A 16,528-nucleotide genomic window follows, 5' to 3' on the forward strand; every position below is an offset into this window, starting at 1 on the left:
GAACGCTATCTTAAATGTTAAATGATTGCTAATTTAAGTCAAGTTTTTTCATGTCTTTGTATGATAAGCAATGCCGGAGTAAAGAGTAAAGTTAAGACCGTTGCAGCCAATATTCCACTTGCTATGGTTGCTGAAATATCAACCCACCACTGGCTTGATGGAGCATCATATGTGATTTGTAGCGTAAAAAAACTGATATTTAACCTAGTAATCATCGGTATTAAACCAAGAACTGTAGTTGCAACGGTAAGTAGTATTGGCCTGATGCGAGAAATTGAAGCGTTTATTATACATTGCTTAATGTTATTTTTGCGCACCTTAATTTGCTGATGAAAGGCATCAAGCAATAGTATATTATTATTCACTATAATTCCTGCTAAAGCAATTATCCCCACTCCACACATGACAACTACAAAAACTTTCTGAATAAGAAAGAAAATGAAAAATACACATGTCGTTGATAAAAACACTGCTGTCATTACGATAAATGTATAGTATATGTTGTTAAACTGTGCCACTAGCACCAATATCATCAATGTAATTGCTAATATAAAAGCCTTTAATAAAAATGCTCCTGATTTTTGTTGATCTTCCTTATCACCTTTGAAATCAATCTTTACTCCTTTACTACAGTCTTGAGTAATCGAATTTTGAATGAACTTAACTCTTTCATCAACAAGATAGCCAGTATCAACGTCAGCAGAGATTGTTACTGTGCGTGATCCATCAATCCTACTTAGTTTATTTGCCTTTTTTTCGGGAACGTATTTCACTATGCTACTCATAGAATATGGTCCATTTGCTGTATTAATAAAAAGGTTATCTATAGTTTTCATGTTGCGATTCTTTCTGGGAAAGCGTAGTACAATATCAATTTCTTCATCTGCGTTATTTGGTCTATATTTTCCAATTAATACTCCATTTGTAACCATCTTTATAAAATCACCGATGGTTGCAACACTTACTCCAGAGCTTGTAGCCTTACTCTTATCAATACTCATATTCCACTCTATTTCAGGTGCTGATCTACTATCTTGAATATTTATAAATCCAGATGAAGGTTGGTCCATAATTTTTAGGATTTTCTCTGCTACTGAATTCAAGTTGGATGCACTTCCGCTTAAGTTAATTTGTATTGGCTTGTCAGCTGATGGTCCTGACTTTTGTTCCTGTACATCAATTATTACTCCTTTTATGTTTTGTACACTACTCCTTATATCATTTAGTATTTGCGTAGCTTTGCGCCTGCAGCGCCAATCTACAAGTTCCAATTGAATTTTGGCAATAACGTTGTCTGAAAATTTTCCTGATCGAGCATAAAAAACATAAATTTCCTTTTCAACACCCAAAATACGTTCTTCTACTTTCTTAAGTATCAAATCTCGTTCTTTGGCTGATAAGCTTTCTTTTACTTTAACGCTGATTAAAATGTTATCTGAATCTACATTCGGAAAGAACTTTAATCCAGGACCAAAAGTAAAATATAATATACTAGACAAAAATAAAACAAACACAACAACACATACAAATTTTTTGGGGTGATCTAAGACTTTCTCTAACATACGTACATAAGTTCTTATTATAAGCCCAGTATTTTTTATCTCACCACTTTCTATAGCACTCATTCTTATTATTTCTTTTTTTGAAGTTATGGAAGGTTTACCAAATATTGCACCAAGTGTTGGTATAAAAACCAAAGCCATAATTAGCGATCCAGTTAAAGTTAGAATTATTGTAATTGGTATGTACTGCATAAATTTACCGACTGTATCGGGCCAGAGTAACAGAGGGAAAAACACTGCTAATTTAGTCAATGTTGATGATAAAACTGGATAGAACATATCATGAACTGAGGTGCAAAAGGCTTCTACTTTATCCATGCCACAAATCATCTTTCTATCAGCATATTCGCTGATTACAATTGCATCATCAACCAGCATGCCAACTGCCATAATTAAACTGAAGAGCACAACTATATTTAGAGTAATACCCATGAGGTAAAGAGCCATTATTCCTATTAGAAAGGAGCCAGGTATTGATAGTGCAACAAGAATAGCAGCCCTTGTTCCCATAAAGAGCATTATTATGGTTAATATTAGTAATACGGCAAATATTATACCATTTTCCAAGTCGTCAAGCACATCACGTACATTTTTTGACTGGTCATTCAAATAAACTACTTTTAAATTTTCAGGTAATTGATCTTTTGCTTTGTCTATTAAGTATTTTACTTGATTTACCGTGTCTATTATGTTTTTTCCATTACGTTTTGAAATTTCTAGTACAATGCTAGGTAGTCCATTAATACGAGCAAATCCTTGGTGATCCTCAAACCCAAGGTATACTTTTGCTATATCTTTGATTCTCAAAACTGCATCACTTTGAGATCTAATAGGAATATTCATAATATCTTCTATGTCTTTTAATAACCCTGATATTTTAATCGAATATTTACCGGTATCATTTTCTAGTGATCCGGCTCCTACCAATCTGTTGTTGTTTGATATAGCTTGAAATATCTCATTTGATTGAATGTTATATTTTGTTAGAACTGTGGGCTCAATTATAACTTCCACTGTTTCTTTACGCATACCTGCTACTTCAACTTTAAGAACATTTGGCAGAGATTCTATTTCTTTCTTTAGTTTGCGTGCTATTTCAGTTAAAGTTCTTTCCGGCAAATTACCAATCAAGCCAACGTTTAGTATCGGAAATAAGCTCAAGTTTATTTCATTGATTATTGGAGATTCTGCTTCAATAGGTAATTTTGATTTTATGTTTAAAAGCTTTGAACGGACATTATCGAGCACTTCTTTATTATCATACTCTGTTCTAAATTCGAGTATCATGTGAGCACCATCATTAGTTGCAAAAGCTCTCAATTCTTTTACACCTTCGATGGATCTTAGTTCATTTTCTATAGGAAGCACTAATAGCTTTTCACTATCCTCGACAGAAATACCAGGAAACCCGACAAATACACTAATTATAGGAATCTGTATATCAGGATTGCTTTCTCTTGGCATCTTTATATAAGTGTATGAGCCGAAGGTAAAAATCACGATAAGCAATAATATTACTGTTCTATTCCTCTCTACAAGTAAGCTTTTCATGCCAAACATTATACGTATTTATATCATATTATAGCTAAGATAAATTATATATTAATTAATCCTTATATGTCTTTATGTAAATGATTAAAATTTTTACAGTTTTGCAAGCGTAAGAAAATTTCTATATAATATGACTTTAGTATGGTATTTGAGGGATTATTATGGTAGCAGTTTTAAGTGTGACAGAAGGCAAGAATAAAGTGATCGTATCTGGGTTGATTGGGCTTTCATCAACCTTAGTATTTTTGACAGTGATTCACATTGCTGCAAAAATAGCCATTATAGTTACTGCTGCTGCAGTTACTTACTTATTACTTTTGCTGATTCATAAAATAAGAACTAAAAAAGAACAGCCTGCTGAAATTACTGGTGTTTCAGGAGATAAAGTTTCAGAAGATGAAGGGTATAGCAGTGTTGATGAAGGTGAAGAAAAAGATACCGTAAAAGCACCAGAAAGAACTGAAACTGAGTTAGAAGAAGAATTAAAAAATAAAAGAGCAGAAGAAGAAATGAAAAGTGGACTACCTGAACATATGGACCTTGACGGTAACTCACTTGCTGGGGCTGATGATACAAGTCAGACTAAATGCGCAACGAATTATATGGATTTAATGCTACCCCCTCCTATGCATATGGATGGATATTACCGAGAAATCAAAGAGGTTAATGCTCTGAGAACTTCTGTAAATAATTATCCAATGATAGTACCAGAGCGGCTAACTATGGAAGATATTGTTAAACAACGTGGTTAGAGTTTATATCAAACTCTCCATCTTGTATTGAGAATCAGATGCAATGCCGTAGACTCTACTTGGTGGAATGATTTTGTTCTCTATACCGAAAGCCATGCCTTCAACTATTGCTGCAAGCACCTTTTCAAGGTTGCAATCTGCTCCAGGAACACGGTGCTCTAGGCGGCATCTTTTGGAATCGTTGCCAAAATAGGGAATTCTTATCGCAGCAGTTCTGTTATTCACTCCCCAACTAATCGTAGTTGGAGTATGAATATCTGGGTACTGAAATCTTAAATATGAATCATCATTTGGAGCAAAAAACAACATATGTTTTTTCATCATTGCACATAATCCACCTATGCTGTGAATCAGGTGGTCACTATATTTTTGCTTATTGCCATAAAATAAGTTATTATTATTTGAATCCATGAGGCTAACATGTACATTTAGTGCGCTGCCTGCTCTATCCAAATAAGGTTTTGCTTTAAAAGAAACATTACCATCGAACTCTTGTGCTGTTCCAATCAGTAATTTTTTTACTAACTCAAAATGCATAATTAAATTATCAGGACTCGTATAACAATCACTTTTTATCTCGTATTGGTTTAAAGAACTCTCTTTCTCGCAAAAAAATCCAAGAGAAGCTATTTTATTTTTGATGCTATTCAGAAATAAATATTCTTTTTTTATTCCCTCAGTGTAAAACTCCAGTTCAATACCGAATACAGTATTATGACTCAAATTACTTAATATAATCACAAATTTACTTCAATAAATTTATACTAAATCAGCTATATTTATACAAGTACTTTACTTATTTATCAGTAAATTTAATATCTTATTTATACATAATATATTACTATTTTTTAATAACATACTTCTAATCCTCGGTACAAGCGACATTTACAAATTGATTGTTTTTATTTCAAAAAAATGATCAATTTTAGTGCTTTTATACTCTTTACAACTCGTCAAAAAATCCTCATAATTTTAGATATGTATTAAGTAGTGTTAGCTTTTTATCTTACAGTAAGCTATTGATTATCTTGCATCTTTCTGATTATTGTTCTTTCTTGGTGTGGTATATGAACTTAACTAACCCTAAGGTTTCTACTATGTTTTTTGATCAGATTATTACAGTAACGGACCACAATGTTACTTGGGAAAAAATCCAAAATTATCTCCATAATCTCTATGGAGAAGCAACATATAACAGCTGGCTGAGTTCACTAAGATTTATCAGCAACAGAAATGGAGAAGTTTTGTTGTCTGTACCAACAAGATTTATAAAGGAGTGGATTACAGTTCACTACATGGAAAAAATATTGTCATTATGGCAAAGCGAAGATCAAAGTGTATGTTCTATTGATATTCAATTAATTGAAGAAAGAAATTCAAATTCTAATACGATACTAAAAAATAGAGAGGAAAATAATCATAATCTTGGTTCACCACTAGATACCAGATTCACTTTTGATAATTTTGTGGTAGGAAAGTCAAATGAGTTAGCATTTACAGCGGCAAAGCGTGTAGCGGAATCTATAGATCCAATATCAGGAAGCAACCCTTTATTTCTATATGGTGGAGTGGGACTTGGTAAAACACATTTAATGCATGCTATAGCTTGGGACATAGTCAATTCTCCGTCAGCAAAAAGAAAAGTGGTATATTTATCAGCAGAGAAATTTATGTATCAATATATTACGGCGCTGCGGAGCAAAGATATTATGTTATTTAAAGAGCAATTTAGATCAGTAGATGTATTGATGGTAGATGATGTGCAATTTATCAGTGGTAAAGATAGTACACAAGAAGAATTTTTTCACACTTTCAATGCATTGATAGACCAAAATAAACAATTGGTTATATCAGCTGATAGGTCTCCTAGTGATCTTGATGGAGTAGAAGAAAGAATAAAATCACGACTTGGTTGGGGATTAGTTGCAGATATTAATGAAACAACTTTTGAATTAAGACTTGGTATATTGCAGGCGAAAGTGGAACGAATGAATATGTATGTTCCAAAGGATGTCCTAGAATTTTTGGCAAGGAATATAAAATCCAATATAAGAGAACTAGAAGGAGCATTAAATAAGGTTGCTCATACCTCTTTAATTGGAAGAAGCATGACAGTAGAATCAGCTAGTGAGACCCTAATTGATCTTCTTAGGTCAAATCATAGGTCAATCACAATAGAAGAAATACAGAAAAAAATAGCTGAATTTTTCAATATAAAGATTGCAGATATGCAATCTAATAGAAGGCTCCGCAGTCTTGCGAGGCCGAGACAAATAGCTATGTATTTCGCAAAGAAGTTTACGCAAAAAAGTTTACCAGATATTGGAAGAAATTTTGGTGGTAGAGATCATGCTACTGTTATACACGCAGTCAAACAAGTGGAAAATTTCATAAGAACTGACCCAAAATTTGCTGATGAAATCAATCGATTAAAAAAGATGTTTAAGTAGCACTTTATTAATGACAACCAGGCTGTTTTCATTTTTTTGATCAAATATCTTTTTCAAGTAGATTAAGTAAATCAAAGATCATTATTAGTATAAGCTAAGAGAAAATAGCTAGTCGATTGCTTAAAAAGTATATAAAATCACAATTTAAGTAGTAAATATGGCAATTAGACTTATTCCAGATAATCTTGATATAAAATTTAGTAAATATAGAAATTTGACAGCACTTGTTAGCGTTATTCTTATCATTTTTTCAATGCTTACTTTTATGCTGCGAGGAATGAATTTGGGTATAGACTTTACAGGTGGAATTTTGATAGAGATAAAATCTTCAAGCAAGGATGATGCTATTCTCGGTATATTAAAAGAGAGTGGATTTACGATACAGAGTTCAAAAGCTGGTGATAACTTAGTTGTGCGGTTTAAAGATGAGGGAGATGAAGATAAAATTAAAAAGGTTAAAAGTATATTAGAGAGCAAATTAGGTAATTTAGTAACTTATCGCAAAATAGATTATGTTGGTCCACAAATAGGCTCAACGCAGATATTTGAAGGGATATCAGCCATGTTAATTGCAATTATTGGAATATTTTTTTATGTTTGGCTTAGATTTAACTGGCAGTGTGGACTTGGTGGAATAATGGCACTGATCCATGATGTGATTTTAACTCTTGGCTTTATCAGTTTAACGAGTATTGAGTTTAATATTTCATCAGTTGCAGCTCTCCTTACCGTAATTGGCTACTCAATCAATAACTCAGTGGTTATATATGATCGGATTCGAGAGTATCAAAAAAGTGGAAAAAATGCAAAAATAGGTGAAGTAGTTGATGCCAGCATTAATTCGACGCTATTTCGCACTATGTTAACTTCAGGTACTACTCTTCTTGCCGCTCTTCCTTTAGTGCTGATTTGTACAGGTGTGGTCAGAGACTTCTGCTTAATCATTTCTTTTGGCATTGCAATCGGCACCTGTTCCGCAATATTTATCTCTGCTCCTATATTGACCTGCAGAGCGTTGATAAGTAGAGTATAGAACGTTTAACTACGATATAATATTAGCTTGTTATCCCTAATAGTGAAATGAAAATATCTCAAAAAGCTCATACCAAGTAATGAATGGGACATAGAGTGAGTATTAACACTAGCGTGCACATCATTAATTAAAAAATTTCCTATTTTAACTTGAGGTATTTGAACCACTCCAGCTTTTATTTGACCTTTTGCAGTTTCATATATTTTAAAGTCTTGAATGTTTTGTAAGTTAATACCAGCATGTAACGCATCTTTTTGCGATAGAACAATATCAGTTGCTCCGGTATCAAGCAAAAACGTTATATTACGATCATTGACTTGAGCTTGAATATAAAAGTGTCCATCGTATGACTTTGTAAATTCAATACTTCCGCCATTTTGAACCCTTCCTTTGTACGGTAGAAAAGTGCTCAGAAACCTATTGCTTAGTTTATCCCCTTGTGAATCAATAAACATTGCAGTAATGACTATTATCAGTAGCCAAATAACTAGATTTTTTGCTGCATTCATATTATTAAAATTTGAAGCCATAAGAGTAGATTTTTAAGATTAGCGTTAAAAGCTATTATTAAAAACAAGTAAACTTTATTGTTTTAGTACAATATTTAATATATACTTTAAGGAGGTATGTTCGATTTAATTTCATGTCAGAAGCAAAAAATTTAATTTTAGCAACAATTCTTTCTATATTGATTATAGTATTATGGCATATTATTTATGATAATTTTCTTAACACGAGTCAAAGCCAACCATCGATTGAAAATATTGAACATATCGAATCTTCTAACGACCTTGCTCCTATGATATACCAAAATCGTTCTGAAATTATTAATTCTACTAGAGAACAGAGAGTTAATTTAACCAATAACATGCTTGAAGGATCAATTTCTCTAAAAGGTGCAAGGTTTGATGACTTAATCTTAACTAACTACCACTTAGAACCGAGTTCTTCTTCTCCACAAGTGGTGTTACTGTCACCTGCAGAATCAAAAGATGTATATTTCGCAGAATTTGGGTGGCTCGATCCGAATGAAAAGATTAAAGTTCCAGATTCTAAAACAGTATGGCAAGCAGATAAACTCAATCAAAAAGAGGTCAATTTATTTTGGGATAATGAAAATGGCATTTTATTTAGAATGAAAATTAGCCTTGACGATAACTACATGTTTAAAGTTGAGCAAATTATTGAAAACAATACAAAAGATAATGTAGTTTTGGTTCCCTATGGTAAAATCAATCGTAAACGTGATAATATTAACGAATCCTATTGGATATCACATGAAGGAGTACTAGGTGCATTTAACAATAAGCTAGAGGAGTGGACATATAAGGATATTTCTAAGAAGCGTTTAATAAAGGCAAGCACGAGTGAAAAAAATTGGTTTGGTTTTGCTGATAAATACTGGCTTACAGCCATCATACCTGAGAAATCTGATCAAATAAATGTAAGTATTAAGCATACGAATGTTAATAACGTTGATAAGTTTCAAGTAGATTTTGTTAAACCTTACAAACACATACTCCCTGGTGCAAGTGTTTCTACTCTGAACTACTTTTTTGCTGGGGCAAAGAAATTGAATTTACTTGATTCTTATAAAGACACTCTTAATATACCTTTATTTGATAAGGCTGTAGATTTTGGTGTACTTTATTTTATAACCAAGCCAGTGTTTTTACTGCTTGAATATTTTAACTTTGTTTTGAAAAATTTTGGCTTAGCAATATTATTGCTAACTTTAGTAATCAAACTTTTGATGCTTCCCTTGTCTAATAGATCATATATTTCAATGTTTAAGGTAAAAAGCCTTCAGCCTGAATTAACTCGTATAAAAGAGTTGTATAAAAGTGACAGCTTAAAGCAGCATAAAGAGACAATAGCGTTGTTCAAGAGAAACAATGTAAATCCAATGTCGAGCATTTTCCCTATGCTCATACAAATACCAGTATTTTTTGCTCTGTATAAAGTATTATTTGTTACTATAGAGATGAGACACGCCCCTTTTTATTTATGGATTAAGGATCTTTCAGCTTCTGATCCAACAAACATTTTTACATTATTTGGGTTGTTTAATTATAACTTTCCTATTTCTATAGGCATTTTACCTATAATTTTCGGCGCTACCATGATAATTCAGCAGAAGCTAAGTGAGAAAGATCAAACCAGTAAAGATGATATTCAAGTAAATGTTATGAAGTTTTTACCTTACATTTCTGTCTTTATTTTTTCTTCTTTTCCTGCCGGCCTGGTAATATATTGGATATTTAGTAATATTATAACTCTGGTTCAACAATCATTAATAAAGTTGCTTTTAACAAGAAAAGTAGGAATGAATGTCGAAAATACTAATAGTTAATTCAGTTTATTATACTGAAATAGCAAACCTTTTGCTTGAGGGTGCAACTGATAAATTCAAAGGAAATAATATTGGTTACGAGATAATTAAAGCGCCTGGTACGTTTGAGATACCAGCTGCAATTCTTTTTGCGGTCAAAGGCAAGAATACTAATTATGATGGTTATTTAGCTCTTGGATGTGTAATTCGTGGTGAAACTGATCATTATAAATACGTTTGTAAAGGAGTAATCGAAGGCTTAAATGCAATTGTTATGCATCATGCAATACCTCTTGGTATGGGAATAATCACAGCAGATAGTAAAGATAAAGCACTAATTAGAGCTGACAAAAATAAAAAGAACGTTGGTGGCCATGCAGCCTCAACTGTTTTGCATATGATAGATCTACACAATAAATTAAAATAATGGAGGAAAAACCAGTAGATAAAAAGTGGCGTATAAAAAGAAGTACGGCAAGATTTCTTGCTGTACAAATTGCTTATTCAAATATTTTCGTAGGTTACAACAAAAGCACCTTTAAACTGGAAAATTGTGAGCTTAAGGACTACATAAGTAAGTTGAAAGATATATTTGAATGTGAAGAATTTGAACATCAGTTCTTAGAAAACTTGTTATATAAGGTTATAAAAAGCAGTGAAGAATATGATAAAATAATAGAGTCTTACTTACACCCAAGCTGGTCCCTTTCACGGTTAAATCTTATAAGCTTATCTATTTTGCGTGTTGCAATATGTGAGTTGATTAATTGCGATACACCAGTTCCAGTTGTTATCAATGAGTATACTAATATTGCATCTGATTTACTTGATAAACCAAGCGAAATTGGTTTTATTAATGGGTTATTGGATAAGGCAAAAGATGCAGTTAAATTAAATAAAAATCCTTAGCAGCTTCTCACAACTATATAAAAGTTAAGGGAATTCCCATAGTGAATTTGAGTAACTGACATTAAAAAAACGGTAGACTTAGTCTACCATTTTTATTTCGCTTAATTATTTATTTATTCCGTTGTTCCCTTGTTCAGTTTCTGGTGCTTTAACAATTGAGCTTGGCGCAAATCTAATGATTAGTTCTTTAGCATCATTTTCTTCAGCGCCTAAAACTGACATTTCTAAATTCTCTCCACGATTTATATCTTGAATTGAACCATGACTATTCTTCTTGTATAGCTTACATACAGCAAGGAGTTTAGTGTTGCCAAGCAAGATCGGATCAGAATTATTATTGTATTTAATTTGACCATTACTCTCCGCTTGAAATACTTCACCTTTTAAGTTAGTAAAATCTATTGTATATTCACCATTTTTGTTCTTATAGTTCTCTTCAATAAATCTATAATCTTTATCTGTTACTTGCAACATCGGATATCTTTGAGAGCTACCAATAACAATTCTTGGAGCTTTAAGCTCAGATATTTCATTGTTTTTGATGATGGAATATATTGCTAAACTAGCCAGTGCAACAGCAGCAAATGCTAAAACACTTATTCCAAGTGGTGTAGCTGCAAAAACTGCAATTGGCGCTGCGCTAAAATCGAAGTTGAAGACACCCAATACGGTGTTGAAAGTGCTACTGCTGTGCCTATAACATACAGAGAAGTAAACGCTACAATTGCAATGTTTGTTTTATGACGGTGGGTTTTTAAAATTGACATAATTTCCTCTTAAAATAAGTTAATAATATATTAATATTATATATAAAAAAATCAATACAGTTAACTTACATATAAAAAACTACCTACCGCTTGATCCAAAGCCCCCTTCATTGCGGACGGTTTCTTCTGTGCAGAATTCTTCTCTGTCATCCCAAATTACCTGAGATACAGGAGAAATAAGGATTTGTGCAATTCTATCTCCTCTTTTTATTTCATATGGCTGATTACTTAGATTGATTAGGCAAACTTTAACTTCACCTCGATAATCGGAGTCTATAGTGCCCGGAGAATTTAAGACAGTGATTCCATGTTTTGCAGCAAGTCCAGAACGTGGGCGAACTTGCCCTTCAAAACCGTTTGGTATTGCAATTACAATGCCAGTTGGAATAAGTAACCTTTCAAGTGGATTTAAAATAACAGAGTCGTCCAATGCAGCATAAAGATCCATGCCAGCACTCTGCATAGTTGCATAACAGGGAAGAGGCAGGCTTTCGCCATGTGATAACTTTTTTATTTCTACTTTAATTTTATCTCTTTGCATTTTTGTTCACCAGTTATGAAAATTTGATTGTAGCATGTAAATTATGCCTGTAAAAGATAAGAAAACTACTTGACAAATGTTGCGAGCTTTCCTTATCATGACACTAAGGGTGTTTATGACTCAAAACTTGTTTTTGACCTGCAGACAAAAACTCAGTAAAAAACTTAAGGTACTTATTGGCGAAATTATAGTGGCTGCATGTCTTTTTTATTTTTTCTACATTCAGCCAAATCGCGCTTGTTAGCACATTATTACAGCGCCAACTTAAATTATTAAAACTCACTACGTGTGGGTTCTTTTGCCTTTTTTGCAATTAGTAATAATATTTTGGATTAGTTAGGAGTCTTATAGAGATGTCATTCCAGCACTTGATGCTGGAATCCAGCCTTTCTGCAATCTCATCGAAAACGTTGTACCACTTTCTATGCTAGTTTGCTTGTGAGCAACTTGGATCCCAGTACTGGGATGACAAAAAAGGGCTACTTGAATGACATACTTGAATTTACGCTATAAAGTGAACCGGTTTGGTGTGCTGCTGTTGTTTGCAGTATTGTAGTGCTAATTTTTTACTTCGGTAGTCTTTTTATTGTCATTATAATTATAAGAATAGTTGAGGCCAATTAATATGAAAACTTTTACGAAAAATTTTAAAGGTAAGGAAAGAAAGCTAGAAGAGTTCAATGAGAAAGTTGAAGACATATCAGCTGTAGCTCAAGATAAGTTTGCACATGAACTTGAAAATATCGCATATGAAAGTGTGCAGAAATTTCGCAGTCTACTTGCTAAAGAAATAAACTCCACTTTCAATAACATTCATTCTCAGAATGTCAATCTACTAAAATCCGGCTTAGTAAACTTGATCAATAAAAAAGGAGAAACAGCGTTAATACGTTCTCTTCTCAATATACTTGTACGATAGAGTTGCTGCTGCAATTTAATATTAAGTGATAACTAAAATAAGTAAGATTTTTTATGGATAAGTCTTACTTATTTTAGCTATATATAGAAAAGGAGGGTTGTTATGTCAACAAGACTAGAGTATCCAATTATAAATATACAACGTAAGTCTAAGCCTAAATCTTTTCCAGTAACTTTAGGAGAGGTTAAATCTTTTTTACGAATTGAAAATGATCAAGATGATAAGTTGATTTCAAGTTTTATTTTTATGGCAACTGATTATGCTCAGTGGCATATGGAAAAGTCTCTAGTAAAGCAAACGTGGCAAGTTTCATATGAAGGTTATATACCTCGTAGAATCTATTTAAGCTATGGTCCTGTGAATAAAATAATATTGGCTACTGATAAGAATAGAAAACTTAGTTATTATTTTAGTGATATAGGAAGCTATATTGAATTTTTCAATTATTTGAACATAATAAGGGCTGATGTTGTATACGAAGCTGGCTATGACAGCGTTCCTGAGCAAATAAAGCTAGGTATTATACAGCATGTTTCTGCTCTCTATAAAAATCGTGAATCAGAAGTAAGTAGCCATTTATCTGAGGTAAAGAAGGTGTATTCTCCATTTCGCGAACCAAAGGTTGTTTTGTAGTTCCTGTTTGTCATTCAATAGCAGATACAACAGATGGTGTCATCCGAGTAGCCCCTTCGATGTCATCCCAGTACTGGGATCCAGTTTTTTCATGATCATCAAAACGTTGTATTTTAAAATAAAACGGCTACTTTTATGCTTACCAACTTAATAAAATTCCTGGATCCCAGTACTAGGATGACAAGAAAGAGCTACTGGAATGACATCATTATAAAGTGAACCAGTGTCTGGGCATGTGATGACACCATCTGTTGTACCTACAAATTGCAATGTTCTTAGCCGTATCTGTGAGATGGAAAAAATTCAAATTATAAATGAGTTGTATAATAGTATTTATGCAGCATTAAAAGCAAACTCTGATTTAAAGAAATATGTTACTAACATCTATGATTACCTGCCTAAGCAGGTTACTATTCCTTATCTGAGATTGCGCATAGTAAATTATGTTAACCTGCATATGCTATCTAATTTTGCTACAAAAGTAAGATTTTCATGCGACATATATACTTATCATATAAGCAGCATGCTTGCTGCTATAAAGCATGTTAGCTTGGTGGTAAAGAGCATTAGTAGTGAGACCATTTTTGAAAGTAATTGTGCTATGAATCAGCATGATGAAGTTTTACATTCAACAATTAATTTTGATATTTTAATACAAGGAGGTAGCGATGAGCAAATTACAGCTGAAAATTAAAGGTCATGACAATAATTTTGTTGTGCTGAATAATATACGAAACTTAAGGTTTACTTTGCGTAATAACAAAGAGGAGATGAAAGATATTTCCTCTTTTGGCTGGAGAAAAGTGCTTGATTGTGTTGGAAGTAGAAAGATTACAATAAAAATTAATGGCATTTTAAATTCAGTATTGGCTGATGAATTATTGCGTAATTCTGCAATGTTAAACTCTAATAATGATTATGAGATTAGTTTTAATGCTAAGGAGAAGATAAAACTCAGGTGTTCGGTTGAATTGTATGAGAGATATTATGATCCTGCCACTTTTGACAGCTTCACTGTAGTTTTAGCCAGTGCTGAAGTTGTGAACACTTTTCATTAGTGTTAATTTAATTTTTTCATATACAATAATAATAAGTGGGAATAAATTAAAAAAAATTATGAACGATGAGGATCTTTTCGAAGAAGACGATGATAATATTGAAGAGAATAGCGATGACAGAAGAGAAAGGAATTTGAAGAATGAAGATCAGCTGGAAGAGCAGTGCAAAGAGTATTTAAAACCTTTCGAGGATATTTTAAGTCAAATTGATGAAGGAGTTGATAATTTAGATAGTTACGAAAGGACTATGCAAGTAAAGCGAAGTATAGATAGGCTCATAGAAACCTTATATAGCCAAGCAGCATCTGAGGATATTGATGTAGAACTTGAAACCACAAAACACACTCGCGATAAATCAGAGTCCAAGAAAAGAGTTCTGGAAAAGAGAAAGAAACAACTGATGGAAGAGATCTTAAGTTTTCAACAACAAAAGGAGCTAATGAATAGTAGGGAAAAACATGAAGTAGCAAGTGATGAAGATGTTCAGAAGGCAAAAGCACGAGTGAAGTCTTCAATTAGGGGGGTGTTGTTTTCAGTTATTGCTCATAGAATGGATCCAAGAAGGAGGGCAGGGGAAACTGCTGATGACAATGAAAAGCAAGCTCGTATGTACGGTAGAGAAGCAGTTGGTGGAGTTTTAGGTGGATTATTCAAGGCGTTTTTAACTGCAGTTGCTGCTGTTGTGCGCGAAATTGCTAAACCACTTCAACATATGGACACACAAGAGACGTCTTTTGCAAAACAAGTTGAAGAAAGCAGAAACCAGGATTCACAGAAAGGTCGATCTGTGTAGGTCAAAGTATAGTTTCAAAAAAATTTTTGAAACTATACTTCTTACATTCCCCACCTAATCAAAGTTCAGTACTATAATACAGAATACTCTAACTCTGAAGGAAATGTATTTTCCATAATTATTTGTACTTTATCAAGAAACCCTTGTTCCATTTTACTGGTATCAAATTTTTCTTTTGATGTGTTATTTTTTATTTCCTGATAGTATTCCTTAGCTGCACTCTTTATATCTTCTTGTTTTAAATAACATCTTCCTTCACATTCGTATTTTTTAGATTCTTTTTCTTTTTGACAATTTGTTTTACATTCTTTATACTCTCTGTCGTTGAGAATCTCAAATTCCTTGCTATCCTCGCATTCTGAATTGCATTTAGAAAGTTCTTTTTCTTCTTGTTTATTGCAATAATAATTTTTACATACTTTATCTACCACGTAATTCTCTTTAACAAGTAAATTTAAAAATTCTTGTTTTGGACTCATAAGCTCTTTTATTTTATCAAGCAATTCTTGTTTCATTTTCTCAGCATCAACATTTTGAGTTACTACTAACGTTTCTTTTGCTGATGAGTCTATTTTTCTTTCTTGCTCTTCTTTGATTACATTCGCTTCTTCAATTGATTTATTGTACTTCTTATATATTAATGACTTTATATGGGTTTTATGTTTTTCAATCTCATCATCTGATAATTTTTGTGCTATTTCTTCTTTTTTATTTTCATAGTATTCTTTAGCTGCACTTTTTATAGCTTCTTCATTTTTGATACATTTTTTTTTACAAAAATCAAGTTCAACTTTTGGTTTAATGAGTTCTTTATACCAATCTTTACCTTCATCTTTATCTTTTAAGTTATAATGTTTATTACAACGGCTATCGCATGATGATTTTTTTTTACCTGGGATAGCTTTTGCATTTCTCAAATCCGAGCATTCTCTTTGGCATGATGAAAGGTCATTTCCTAATGCTTCGCCTGAGTTAAATTTCTCTAATATTTCTTCAATGGTCTTATTTAATATTATACGTTTTGGTGCTGCATGTAATGTACTTATGCAATATTCCTTTTTACATAAATCTACCACGTTAGTGTTTTCAATAAAGTCTCTAAATTTAATTTTTGTATCTACTGCGTTGAGTTTGCTGGTTTCTCCAAACATAAAATTTCTCCTAATAAATTAATATTTTAATACTTATTAGTAAATTTATTATTAAAATAGCATGTTATGTAGTATGT

The 16,528-nt window shown here is 32.5% G+C and carries 18 protein-coding genes; 11 read left to right on the forward strand and 7 right to left on the reverse strand.

The annotated features are described in order from the left end of the window. Positions 1-38 precede the first annotated feature (38 nt). Positions 39-3,113, reverse strand: a complete 3,075-nt coding sequence (locus ONG78_RS04260; RefSeq protein ID WP_264377745.1) for an efflux RND transporter permease subunit — start codon at positions 3,111-3,113, stop codon at positions 39-41. Between the two features lie 161 nt (positions 3,114-3,274). Here ONG78_RS04260 and ONG78_RS04265 point away from each other — a divergent pair, with 161 nt between their 5' ends. Next, positions 3,275-3,865, forward strand: a complete 591-nt coding sequence (locus ONG78_RS04265; RefSeq protein WP_264377746.1) for a hypothetical protein — start codon at positions 3,275-3,277, stop codon at positions 3,863-3,865. Between the two features lie 3 nt (positions 3,866-3,868). Here ONG78_RS04265 and ONG78_RS04270 read toward each other — a convergent pair whose 3' ends face one another. Further along, positions 3,869-4,606: a type I glutamate--ammonia ligase gene (locus ONG78_RS04270; RefSeq protein ID WP_264374684.1), complete on the reverse strand. Its 738-nt coding sequence runs from the start codon at positions 4,604-4,606 to the stop codon at positions 3,869-3,871. A 326-nt stretch (positions 4,607-4,932) separates the two neighbouring features. Here ONG78_RS04270 and dnaA point away from each other — a divergent pair, with 326 nt between their 5' ends. Both dnaA and secF read left to right on the forward strand, forming a co-directional pair. Next, positions 4,933-6,315 carry a chromosomal replication initiator protein DnaA gene (gene dnaA / locus ONG78_RS04275; protein ID WP_012481713.1) on the forward strand — a complete coding sequence of 461 codons (1,383 nt, stop codon included), beginning with the start codon at positions 4,933-4,935 and terminating at the stop codon, positions 6,313-6,315. A 157-nt stretch (positions 6,316-6,472) separates the two neighbouring features. Continuing rightward, positions 6,473-7,348 (forward strand): protein translocase subunit SecF, encoded by an 876-nt coding sequence (gene secF, locus ONG78_RS04280; protein ID WP_010401100.1) that lies wholly within the window; start codon positions 6,473-6,475, stop codon positions 7,346-7,348. 5 nt (positions 7,349-7,353) lie between these two features. Here the strand turns inward: secF and ONG78_RS04285 are convergent, their stop codons facing one another. Next, a complete protein-coding gene (locus ONG78_RS04285) occupies positions 7,354-7,878 on the reverse strand; it encodes a TIGR02281 family clan AA aspartic protease (RefSeq protein WP_010401102.1) in 525 nt (174 codons plus the stop codon). A gap of 113 nt (positions 7,879-7,991) precedes the next feature. Here ONG78_RS04285 and yidC point away from each other — a divergent pair, with 113 nt between their 5' ends. The 3 genes from yidC to nusB are packed head-to-tail and all read left to right on the forward strand — an operon-like array spanning position 7,992 to position 10,589. After that, positions 7,992-9,701 (forward strand): membrane protein insertase YidC, encoded by a 1,710-nt coding sequence (yidC, locus tag ONG78_RS04290; protein WP_264377747.1) that lies wholly within the window; start codon positions 7,992-7,994, stop codon positions 9,699-9,701. Next, on the forward strand, positions 9,679-10,107 hold the full coding sequence (locus ONG78_RS04295; RefSeq protein WP_007302797.1) for a 6,7-dimethyl-8-ribityllumazine synthase: 429 nt from the start codon (positions 9,679-9,681) through the stop codon (positions 10,105-10,107). The genes yidC and ONG78_RS04295 overlap by 23 nt, the downstream gene beginning before the upstream one ends. Beyond that, complete coding sequence (gene nusB, locus ONG78_RS04300; RefSeq protein ID WP_264377748.1) at positions 10,107-10,589, forward strand: transcription antitermination factor NusB; 483 nt, start codon at positions 10,107-10,109, stop codon at positions 10,587-10,589. The genes ONG78_RS04295 and nusB overlap by 1 nt, the downstream gene beginning before the upstream one ends. Positions 10,590-10,694: 105 nt before the next feature. On the opposite strand, the gene ONG78_RS04305 is transcribed toward nusB, so the two are convergent. From ONG78_RS04305 to dut, 3 genes are all read right to left on the reverse strand, one after another. Next, complete coding sequence (locus ONG78_RS04305) at positions 10,695-11,255, reverse strand: hypothetical protein (protein ID WP_264377749.1); 561 nt, start codon at positions 11,253-11,255, stop codon at positions 10,695-10,697. After that, positions 11,186-11,356 carry a hypothetical protein gene (locus ONG78_RS04310; protein ID WP_264377750.1) on the reverse strand — a complete coding sequence of 57 codons (171 nt, stop codon included), beginning with the start codon at positions 11,354-11,356 and terminating at the stop codon, positions 11,186-11,188. The genes ONG78_RS04305 and ONG78_RS04310 overlap by 70 nt, the downstream gene beginning before the upstream one ends. A gap of 79 nt (positions 11,357-11,435) precedes the next feature. After that, complete coding sequence (gene dut / locus ONG78_RS04315) at positions 11,436-11,897, reverse strand: dUTP diphosphatase (protein WP_264377751.1); 462 nt, start codon at positions 11,895-11,897, stop codon at positions 11,436-11,438. Positions 11,898-12,522: 625 nt separating this feature from the next. On the opposite strand from dut, the gene ONG78_RS04320 reads away from it, so the two are divergent. The 5 genes from ONG78_RS04320 (at position 12,523) to ONG78_RS04340 (ending at position 15,300) form a co-directional block, all read left to right on the forward strand. Then, positions 12,523-12,816: a hypothetical protein gene (locus ONG78_RS04320; protein ID WP_063631247.1), complete on the forward strand. Its 294-nt coding sequence runs from the start codon at positions 12,523-12,525 to the stop codon at positions 12,814-12,816. Positions 12,817-12,918: 102 nt separating this feature from the next. Continuing rightward, positions 12,919-13,449 carry a head-tail connector protein gene (locus ONG78_RS04325; RefSeq protein ID WP_264377752.1) on the forward strand — a complete coding sequence of 177 codons (531 nt, stop codon included), beginning with the start codon at positions 12,919-12,921 and terminating at the stop codon, positions 13,447-13,449. A gap of 292 nt (positions 13,450-13,741) precedes the next feature. After that, positions 13,742-14,143: a tail completion protein gp17 gene (gene gp17, locus ONG78_RS04330; protein ID WP_264374690.1), complete on the forward strand. Its 402-nt coding sequence runs from the start codon at positions 13,742-13,744 to the stop codon at positions 14,141-14,143. Next, positions 14,118-14,507, forward strand: coding sequence for a phage tail protein (locus ONG78_RS04335; protein WP_264377753.1), 390 nt, complete (start codon positions 14,118-14,120; stop codon positions 14,505-14,507). Before gp17 ends, ONG78_RS04335 begins: the two co-directional genes overlap by 26 nt. A 58-nt stretch (positions 14,508-14,565) precedes the next feature. Continuing rightward, positions 14,566-15,300 carry a hypothetical protein gene (locus tag ONG78_RS04340; RefSeq protein ID WP_264377754.1) on the forward strand — a complete coding sequence of 245 codons (735 nt, stop codon included), beginning with the start codon at positions 14,566-14,568 and terminating at the stop codon, positions 15,298-15,300. A 71-nt stretch (positions 15,301-15,371) separates the two neighbouring features. Here the strand turns inward: ONG78_RS04340 and ONG78_RS04345 are convergent, their stop codons facing one another. Then, a complete protein-coding gene (locus ONG78_RS04345) occupies positions 15,372-16,451 on the reverse strand; it encodes a hypothetical protein (protein WP_264377755.1) in 1,080 nt (359 codons plus the stop codon). Positions 16,452-16,528: the final 77 nt, after the last annotated feature.

The organism is Wolbachia endosymbiont (group B) of Philonthus cognatus (assembly GCF_947179345.1).
GTDB lineage: Bacteria > Pseudomonadota > Alphaproteobacteria > Rickettsiales > Anaplasmataceae > Wolbachia.